The 8,971-nt window shown below is 69.9% G+C and carries 9 protein-coding genes; 8 read left to right on the top strand and 1 reads right to left on the bottom strand.

Features of this window, described 5'->3' with window-relative positions; translation table 11 throughout:
- A partial coding sequence (locus I73_RS24050; protein ID WP_022982958.1) for an aspartyl/asparaginyl beta-hydroxylase domain-containing protein occupies nt 1–421 on the top strand: 421 nt, incomplete at its 5' end.
- Here I73_RS24050 and I73_RS30345 read toward each other — a convergent pair.
- Complete coding sequence (locus I73_RS30345; RefSeq protein ID WP_022982957.1) at nt 422–1,801, bottom strand: glutamine synthetase family protein; 1,380 nt, start codon at nt 1,799–1,801, stop codon at nt 422–424.
- An 85-nt stretch (nt 1,802–1,886) separates the two neighbouring features.
- On the opposite strand from I73_RS30345, the gene I73_RS24040 reads away from it, so the two are divergent.
- The 7 genes from I73_RS24040 to I73_RS32890 all read left to right on the top strand — a co-directional run.
- Nucleotides 1,887–3,875 carry a hypothetical protein gene (locus tag I73_RS24040; RefSeq protein WP_148289912.1) on the top strand — a complete coding sequence of 663 codons (1,989 nt, stop codon included), beginning with the start codon at nt 1,887–1,889 and terminating at the stop codon, nt 3,873–3,875.
- A 44-nt stretch (nt 3,876–3,919) separates the two neighbouring features.
- Nucleotides 3,920–4,804: a 3',5'-nucleoside bisphosphate phosphatase gene (locus tag I73_RS24035; protein ID WP_234409602.1), complete on the top strand. Its 885-nt coding sequence runs from the start codon at nt 3,920–3,922 to the stop codon at nt 4,802–4,804.
- Nucleotides 4,805–4,822: 18 nt separating this feature from the next.
- Entirely contained in the window at nt 4,823–5,446 is a 624-nt protein-coding gene (locus I73_RS24030) for an L-threonylcarbamoyladenylate synthase (RefSeq protein ID WP_026097153.1), read from the top strand.
- A 420-nt stretch (nt 5,447–5,866) separates the two neighbouring features.
- Entirely contained in the window at nt 5,867–6,769 is a 903-nt protein-coding gene (locus I73_RS30340) for a tyrosine-type recombinase/integrase (RefSeq protein WP_022982953.1), read from the top strand.
- A gap of 13 nt (nt 6,770–6,782) precedes the next feature.
- On the top strand, nt 6,783–7,970 hold the full coding sequence (locus I73_RS24020; RefSeq protein ID WP_022982952.1) for an IS91 family transposase: 1,188 nt from the start codon (nt 6,783–6,785) through the stop codon (nt 7,968–7,970).
- 359 nt (nt 7,971–8,329) lie between these two features.
- Complete coding sequence (locus tag I73_RS32895; RefSeq protein WP_148289911.1) at nt 8,330–8,611, top strand: hypothetical protein; 282 nt, start codon at nt 8,330–8,332, stop codon at nt 8,609–8,611.
- 99 nt (nt 8,612–8,710) lie between these two features.
- On the top strand, nt 8,711–8,971 hold a 261-nt coding region (locus tag I73_RS32890), incomplete at its 3' end, for a hypothetical protein (protein ID WP_148289910.1).

Here is an 8,971-nt window from a genome sequence, read left to right as displayed (position 1 = left end):
GCGGCTCCTGCGCTACCACCTGGGCGTTGCCACGCCCAACAGCGACAACTGCTTCATCGACGTGGACGGCCAGCGTTACAGCTGGCGTGACGGCGAGGGCGTGATCTTCGACGAGAGCTTCATCCACCACGTCGAGAACAACACCGACCAGAACCGGCTGATCTTCTTCGCCGACATCGAGCGCCCGCAGCGTTGGGGCTTTGCCCGCGCCTTCAACCACTGGTTCGGCCGCCAGATCGTCGCCGCCGCAGCCTCACCCAACGAACAGGGCGACAAGACCGGCCTGGTGAACCGCCTGTTCATCATCTCGGCGGTGATGGGCCAGTGGCGCCGCCGCTTCAAGAACTGGAACAAGACGGTCTACCAGATCACCAAGCTGGCCCTGGTGGCCGCCGTGGTGGCCTGGCTGGTCTGGGGCTGATCAGGCCAGTTCCAGCAGGTGGGTCAGGTCCCAGGCGGCCCGCGGATCGGCCAGGGCCGCGCGCTCGGCGTGTTCGTGGCGCTTGACGGCCACGTAGGTCTCCAGCAGCGGCCCGCCCAGCAGCTCGCGCAGCACGGTGCTGCGCTCCAGCGCCGCCAGCGCGGCCGGCAGGTCGCGCGGCAGGGCCATCTCGTCGCCCGCGCCGGCCTGCGGCGCCAGGCCGCTCTTCAGGCCATGCAGGCCCAGGCCCAGCGTCAAGGCCACGGTCAGGTAGGGGTTGGCATCGCCGCCCGGCAGGCGGTTCTCCACCCGGCGGCTGGAGGCGCCGGAGGCCGGGATGCGGAAGGCCAGTGAGCGCTCCTCCGGGCCCCAGCTGGCGTGCGAGGGCGAGGCATTGCTCAGCGCGATGCGCACATAGGACATGTCATGCGGGGCGAAGAAGGCCATGGCGCCCGCCGCCTCGGCCTGCAGGCCCGCCACGAAGTGGCCCAGCGCGGCGCTGTCGCGGCCATCGGGCTCGGCGAACAGGTGCGGCCACTGGGCGCCCCGGCGCTGCACGCTGAAGTGCCAGTGCATGCCGGTGCCCGGCTCGCCCAGAAAGGGCTTGGGCGCGAAGCTGCACAGGAAGCCGTGGCGGGCCGCGATCTCGCGGGCCACGCGCTTGAAGCGGAACACCGCATCGGCCATGGCCAGCGGCTCGCCGTGGCGGAAATTGACCTCGTACTGCGACAGAGCCGACTCGTGGGCGTGGCCGTTGACCGGGATACCCAGCACATCGCAAGCCGCGTACAGCTCGTCGAAATAGGCCTCGAAGTGCGACAGCCGCTCCAGCGACGCCACCTCGCAGGCCCGCTCGCGGGTGGGCGAGCTGGCATGGCCGGCCGGCGCCTTCAGGCTGCCATCGGCCGCATCGCGGGTCAGCAGGAACATCTCCAGCTCAGGCGCCACCTGGGCCTGCAGGCCGGCCTCGGCGTAGCGGGCCAGCACCCGGCGCAGCGCGGCGCGGGGCGACCAGGCCGAGGCGTCCACCGGACCACCGGCCGTGCGCAGGGCGCCGGTGGGCTCGCAGATGACGGTGCGCTCGGACGGGCGCCCCGGCCGCGGGGCCAGGGTGCGCAGATCGGGCACCAGCTGCATGTCGTCGTAGGTGTCGGGCAGCAGCGGGCCGAAGACCGCCTCGGGCTCGCCGGAGGTCAGCGTCAGGCCCATCACGACCGAAGGCAGGCGGCAGCCGCCCATGCCGACGAAGTCGTCCGCGTGCACCAGCTTGCCCCGGGCCACCGAGGTGAAATCGCCCAGCACGCATTCGACCAGGCGCACGGGTTCACCGGCCAGGGCATCGCGCAGTTGCTGGGTGGCGGGACGGGGCAGTGCAAACATGAAAAGAACCGGAAAAAGCGGGAACCCTGCCATGATAGGCGGCCCCCACCCGGGCGAGAATCCGGGCAGATCCTTCTGCCTCGCCGTGGACACCTCTGCCCTCCGACGACAGCTGGGCCTGCTGGAGCAGGCCTGGCGCGACCACCCCGCCCGTTTCACCCGCCTGACCGGCCTGCAGACCGCCGCGCTGCTGGGCCTGGCCGGCCTGCCCGCGCTGCTGGGCCTGCTGGCCCTGCTGCTGCCCCTGGGGCTGCGACTGGCGGGCGCCTCGGGCTGGTGGTGGGCCCTGTCCCCGCTGGGCCTGGCCCTGCTGTGGAGCAGCGCCGCTCTGTGGCGCCCGGCCCTGCCGCCACAGGACGGCCTCTTGCTGCCGCTGTCGCAGCTGCCCCGGCTGGATGAACTGCTGCAGCGCCTGACCCAGGCCGCCCAGGCCCGCCCGCTGGGCGAGGTGCGCCTGACCACCGAGCCGACGCTGCAGATCGTGCCCACCAGCCCGCTGGGCCTGCTGGGTGGCGGGCGGCCGCAGCTGCGCATCGGCCTGCCGCTGCTGGTGGGCCTGGACGGGCCGCAGTTCGCCGCCCTGCTGGCCCGCGAGATGCGCCGCCTGCAGCGCCGCACGCTGCCCGGCTGGATCGCCCATTGGCGACAGCGCTGGCACGGCCTGCTGGCCGAGCGTCTGCCGGCGGCCCCCGGCCCTCGCGCCACCGGCTGGGGCCTGCGGGCCTGGCACCATCAGGCCCAGGCTGTGCTGCTGCGCGCCCTGGTGGTGGAGCGCCTGCACGGCCCCGCCGCGGACGCCTGGGCCGCCCGCTGGGCCGGCACCACCGGCCGGCGCATCCTGGCCGATGCCCTGCTGGCCCAGGCGGTGCAGGCCCGCTACCTGGACCAGCAGTTCTGGCCCCAGGTGTGGGCCGCCGCCCGACAGGAACGCCGCCCCAGCGCCCACCCCATGCGCGACCTGCGGGTGCTGATGCGCCAGAGCCTGCGCCACCCCGAAGCCCCGCACTGGGCCCAGGACGCCCTGCGCACGCCCGCCGCGGTGGACGCCCCCGACTTCAGCCTGCGCGTGCGCCTGCAGGCCCTGGTGGAAAAGGCCGCGCCGCTGACGGTGCCCAACGTCAGCGCGGGCGAGATCCTGCTGGGCCAGGCCCTGCCCCGCCTGGCCGACGCCCTGGACAGCGCCTGGCAGGCCCAGCAGGCCGACGTCTGGCTGGAGCGCCACCAGGCCTGGCGCCAACAGGCCCAGTGGCTGGCCGAGCTGAACGCGGCGAACGCCGACGGCCCGCTCGAGAAATCCGAAGCCCTGTTCCAAGGCCGCTTGACCCAGGCCCTGGGCACGCCGACCGAGGCCGCAGCCGCCTGGCGCCGGGTGATCGACCGCCATGCGGCCCCCGCCGAGGCCCGCCTGGGCCTGGCCCGCGCCCTGCTGGCCGGGGTGCCGCCCGTCGAGCCCTTGACCCGCCAGCCCGAACTGCTGCCCGAGCAGGCCGAGGCCCTGCGCCTGCTGCAGGCCCTGGCCGACGAGGGCCGCGCCTCGGCCACCTATGCCGAAACCCTGGCCGCCGACCCGCGCTGGCGGGTGCCCGCCGCCCAGCTGCTCATCCAGCAGCTGAGCCTGCGCGAGGACTTCGTCGCCCTGCAAGCCGCCCGCGTGCGCCTGCGTGCGCTGGAAGACGAGGCCCAGGCCGCGCTGACCGTGCTGCACGACTTCCAGGGCGAGCAGACATTCCTGCCCGGCGGCCTGCCCGCCCGGGTGCTGCGCCCCGTGCTGACCCTGCTGCAGGGCGAACATGCCGTGGGCCGCGCCTGGCTCTGGCGCAAAACCTCCACGATGGCCAAGGGCTGGGCCCTGCACCTGCTGGTGATCGAACGCTCGCGCACCCTGGTGCAGCCGGATCCGCAGGTCTGGGGCCCCGAACTGACCCGGCAACTGGCCGAGGCCCTGCCGCTGGACTGGTGTGTCATCGACCTGGCCCACCCCGAATGGAAGCCCCTGGACCGGGCCGACCTGGTGCAGCAGTTCCGCGCCGACGACGCCCAGTGCATCCACACCGGCCTGGCGCGCAAGGCATAGACCCCACGCCCAGCGCGCCCGGCCCCGCTTCCTACAATGTTGCAGTGCACCTTTTGAACGCCGACCTCCACAGCCACTCGACCGCGTCGGATGGCAGCCTCAGCCCCACCGAACTGGCGCGGCGTGCCCACGCGGGCGGGGTGCAGCTGTGGGCCCTGACCGACCACGACGAGCTGGCCGGCCAGGCCGAAGCCGCCGCCGAGGCCCGGCGCCTGGGCATGGTCTACATCCCCGGCGTCGAGGTGTCCGTCACCTTTGCCGGCGAAACCGTGCACATCCTGGGCCTGGACGTGGACCCCACCCACCCGGCCCTGGTGCAAGGCCTGCATGAGTTGCGCGCCGGCCGCGAAGGCCGCGCCCGCGCCATGGGCGAGAGCCTGGCCCGCGCCGGCATTCCCGGTGCCTACGAAGGCGCCCTGGCCTACGCCGAGAACCCGGAGCTGGTCTCGCGCACCCACTTCGCCCGCTTCCTGGTGGACCACGGCCACTGCAGCAGCGTGCACGAGGTCTTCCAGCGCTACCTGAAAGAAGGCAAGCCTGGCTTTGTGGAACACTGCTGGGCCGGCCTGGGCGAGGCGCTGGGCTGGATCCGCGCCGCGGGTGGCGTGGCGGCCATCGCCCACCCGGCGCGCTACCGCTTCAGCCCCACGGCCGAGTACGCCCTGTTCTCCGAGTTCAAGGAACACGGCGGCCAGGCGGTGGAAGTGACCTGTGCCAGCCACTTCCCCGACGAAGTGGCCAAGTACGCCGACATGGCCCGCGAATTCGGCCTGCTGGCCTCGCGCGGCAGCGACTTCCACGCTCCCGGCGAAAGCCGCGTGGAGCCCGGCAGCCTGCCCGACCTGCCCGGCAAGGTCACCCCCATCTGGAGCCTGTGGCAGGACCGCCTGCCCGCCCAACGCGCCCCGGCGCCGCTGTGCGACACCTGAGCGCGCACAATGCTGGGCATGGCCCAGTATTTCGAAATTCACCCTGAAACCCCGCAGCCCCGCCTGGTCAAGCAGGCCGTGCAGCTCATCCAGAAGGGCGGCGTGCTGGCGGTGCCCACCGACACCAGCTACGCCCTCGTCTGCCACCTGGACGACAAGAACGCCGTGGACCAGGTGCGCCGCATCCGGCAGATGGACGACAAGCACCTGCTGACCCTGCTGTGCCGCGACCTGTCCGAGCTGTCCACCTACGCCATGGTGGACAACCGCCAGTTCCGCCTGGTCAAGCTGGGCTCGCCCGGCGCCTTCACCTTCATCCTGGAGGCCACCAAGGAAGTGCCCCGCCGGCTCTCGCACCCTTCACGCCGCACCATCGGCCTGCGCGTGCCCGACCACCCGGTGATGCAGGCCCTGCTGGAAGAACTGGGCCAGCCCGTGCTGGCCACCACCTTCATCCCCCCCGGCGAAACCGACGCCCTGAACGACCCCGACGAGATTCGCGCCCGGTTTGAAAAACAGCTGGCCGGCGTCATCAGCGCCCCCGGCTGCCCGGGCCAACCCTCCACCATCATCGACCTGACCGGCGACGAGCCGACCGTGGTGCGCCCGGGACGCGGCGACCCGGCAAAACTGGGTTTGTGAGGGCGAGCGCCTGGGAAGGCGCCCCTTTTCCGTTCTGTCAGGACACTGTTCCATCCTGTGGCTATCACAGGCGGCGCAGGCTGCGCCATGGCGCCGAACACGGCCAACAGTGCCCGGCTCACCCCCAAATGGGGGGATTCTGATGCTTTTGACGCTGCTGCACGGAATGTTATCCTGCACGCAAGAAAAATTCTTCAAACCCGACAAGCACTTGGCCTGCAATGCACTGGAATGTTATCCGTCACGTCGGGATTTTATGCGTCACTTTTGACGTATATAACTAGTTGAACTAAACCGCTGACGCGGTGGCTGCCTGGCGAGGGTGGTCACCGCGTTTGACGTTGTGGGGGAGCTTGCCTGGGAAGGCGAGCGGGAGAAGCCTTCGGTCGGGGAATGGACCCCGGTAGACAGGAGAAGGCGATGACCCCGTTGCGACAACAGATGGTGGATGCGATGCAGGTGCGCGGGCTGGCGGTGCGCACGCAGCAGACCTACGTGGACGCGCTGGCGCGCATGGCCAAGTACTACGGGCGCAGCCCAGCGCAGCTGGATGCGGCGCAGATCGAGGCCTACATGCTGCACCTGTCCAAGGACTTGAGGCGTTCGTTCTCGACGATCAACCAGGTGTCCTCGGCCAGCCGGTTTCTGTTCCGGCACGTGCTCGGACGCGAGGACCGGGGCATGCAGCCGCCGGTGGCGCGCACGCCGCAGCGTCAACCGGAGTTGCTCGGGCGCGAGCAGATCGCGCAACTGCTGGGGGCCTGCCGCCGGCCCATGAGCCGGATGCTGCTGCAAGTGCTGTATGCCAGCGGCCTGCGGCTGTCGGAGGCGCTGGCCCTGCGGGTGTGCGATGTGGACTCGGCCGCGGACCGCATGTGCCTGCGCATCGTGCAGGGCAAGGCTGGGGTGGACCGCTACACCCTGCTGAGCCCGACCCTGCTGGGCTTGCTGCGCGCGCATTGCCGACGCTACCAATGCCACCGCAGCGAGGCGGGCCGGCTGTTCTTCAACCCGAGCACGGGGGCTGCGTTGAGCGCCACCAGCGTGCAACGCCACTACGGGGCGGCCAAGCAGGCTGCGGGCATCACCAAGGGTGGTTGCACGCACACGCTGCGCCACTGCTGTGCCACCCACCTGCTCGAAGCAGGGGTGGACCTGCACACCATCTGCACGCTGCTGGGCCACAAGCACATCCAGACCACGCAGCGCTACCTGCACCTGATCAGCCCGCAGTTCCGCGCGCCGCCACAGGACGACCCGCTGGACCTGCTGGCGGCTCTGCTCGCGCCGGCCGGGGCCTCTTCAGCGACACGGCCGCACTGATCTCCCCGGCAGCGTGGGCACCCTGGCCGAGGTGCTGCGCCTGGGCGGGCCCGCCTATGTGCGCACGCACGAACTGAGCACGGCGCAGGCGCGCGCGTGGCGGGCCATCTGTGCCTGCCGCACGCCGGTGCTGGGTGGGCAGCAACTGGCCTGCGCCGCGTGCGGCCACAGCCACTGGCATTACCACTCCTGCCGCAACCGGCACTGCCCGCGCTGCGGTGCACGGGCCAAGGATGCCTGGCTGCGTGGACGCCTGGCCGAGGTGCTGGACGTGCCCTACGCGCACCTGGTCTTCACCTTGCCGCACGAACTGGGCAGTCTGTACCGGGCTCGGCCGCGCTGGCTCATCGAGACCCTGTTCGCCAGCGTGGCGGGCACCTTGCGGGACTTCGCAGCCAACGCACGGTGGATGGGCATCGCTGGCGGCCAAGGGGCCTTCAGCCTGGTGCTGCACACCTGGCGGCAGGACCTGGGCCAGCACCTGCACCTGCATGCGGTCATGGCCTGCGGCGTGCTGGGCGGCGATGGCCTGTGGCATGTGCCGGCCCGCCAGGCGGACTTCCTGTTCCCGGTGCACGCCCTCAGCCGGGTCTTCCGGGGACGCTTCATGCAGGCGCTCAGCCGTCTGGCCCAGCAAGGCGAGGTGCCCGGCGATGCCAACCTGAGCCAGGCCGGGCGCAAGCGCCTGTACCGCCACGACTGGGTGGTGTACGCCAAGACCCCGCTGGGCGGGCCGGCCCAGGTGTTGGACTACCTCAGCCGCTACAGCCATCGCACGGCCATCGGGCACGAGCGCATCCGGCAGGTCAGCGCGCAGGAAGTGGTCTTCACCGTGCGTGCCGACGCGCACGGTGGCAAGCGCCGCGTGAGGCTGGCCACCGAGGAATTCATCCGCCGCCTGCTGCTGCATGTGCTGCCCAAGGGCATCCAGCGCATCCGCCACTATGGCGTGCTGGCCAACGGCTGCAAGAAGACCCAGCTGGCTCAGGCCAGGGCGGCGCTGCAACAGCCACCCCCCAGCCCGCTGGCCGTGGAGTCGGCCCAGGCCTTCATGCAACGCGTGGCGGCCAAGGCCGTACACACCTGTCCGCAGTGTCGAGGACCGCTGCAGGTGGTGGCATCCCGCCCGGGCGCCAGGCACCTGCCCGCCCCCGGGTGCGAGTGTGCCCACACCCAGACAGCACGTGGGCCACCCTCATGACATGCCTGGCCTTGCGCGTTGCCCTGTCAGTGCGGGCCCCGACCCGCACGGGGCGCGTGCGTGCCTTCACACCACCAGCACCCTCACTCCAGCCAGAAACCACCGTGGCCAGGCCTGCCCAACCCTCCATGGCCCCCTCAGCCAAACGCCTGGGGGGCTTTACGTCCGAGCCCGGCCGACCATAATGGCCTGAAACAAAGCCCGGGGCGATCCAATCCCCCTGCGGCCTGCAACAAAGACCCACATGGGCAGGGACGGCACGATGGTTCAGTTCAACACGGTTTATCTGCCTCGGCTCGCCGTCGCGCGCATGCCTTCGTCTGCGCTCGGCAGATAAACGCTATCTGTTAGGCGCACTCATGTCCAACTTCACCATCGCCAGCAGAATTCTCGAATCGGTCGCTGCGTTTGAGCGCGGTGAAGTTGGTGCGAGTGCGATCACGCAAAGCGTCGAGCTTCATGAACCAGCGCTTGAAGCGATCCCGCGAGACATGCGTGATAGGTTGCACCTGCTCTCAGTCAAAGCGATGGAGCAGGATCTATCTCCGCTCGAAGAAGAAGTGTTGGGCATATGCGCAACCAAGGAAGCGGTGAACGAACTAAAGCTATTGTTGGAGGCAATTCGTGGGGCACATGCTTAAAACGTCCTTGCGCCTAACTGGGCGTTGCAGGGGACGCCAATACGTCGCATCGCTTCGGCCACGCCAAGCGCGCGCCCCTGAACTTGGGCGTTAGGCCACATGAATAAAGCTCAGGCGCTTGCAGCAATTCAAGCCTCTTTCAAGAGAGGCTCAAAAACGCCTTGCTCATGGGCGTCAGATCAAGAAGCCTACATCGCACAGAAGCAGAATGAACTAATCGATCTGCTCATTGAGCCTGTTGCCGCAAGCATCATTGATGAAGTATTTGGCTATGGCGTCAAGGAGGAACTGTCGTCAACAGCAGTCTTCGCCATCGCCCGAATGGAAGACAAATGGCTGCTATATGCACCATCGACAGGC

This window comes from Ideonella sp. B508-1 (assembly GCF_000333615.1).
GTDB lineage: Bacteria > Pseudomonadota > Gammaproteobacteria > Burkholderiales > Burkholderiaceae_C > Ideonella.
Note: the sequence above shows the minus strand (reverse complement) of the source record. Positions and strands in the feature narration are given on the sequence as shown.

Excerpts from the sequence above, each read along its gene's own strand:
- I73_RS32895 (WP_148289911.1), top strand. The coding sequence starts at position 8,330 with ATGTCCAACTTCACCATCGCCAGCAGAATTCTCGAATCGGTCGCTGCG.
- I73_RS30345 (WP_022982957.1), bottom strand. The coding sequence starts at position 1,801 with ATGTTTGCACTGCCCCGTCCCGCCACCCAGCAACTGCGCGATGCCCTG.
- I73_RS30340 (WP_022982953.1), top strand. The coding sequence starts at position 5,867 with ATGACCCCGTTGCGACAACAGATGGTGGATGCGATGCAGGTGCGCGGG.
- I73_RS24030 (WP_026097153.1), top strand. The coding sequence starts at position 4,823 with ATGGCCCAGTATTTCGAAATTCACCCTGAAACCCCGCAGCCCCGCCTG.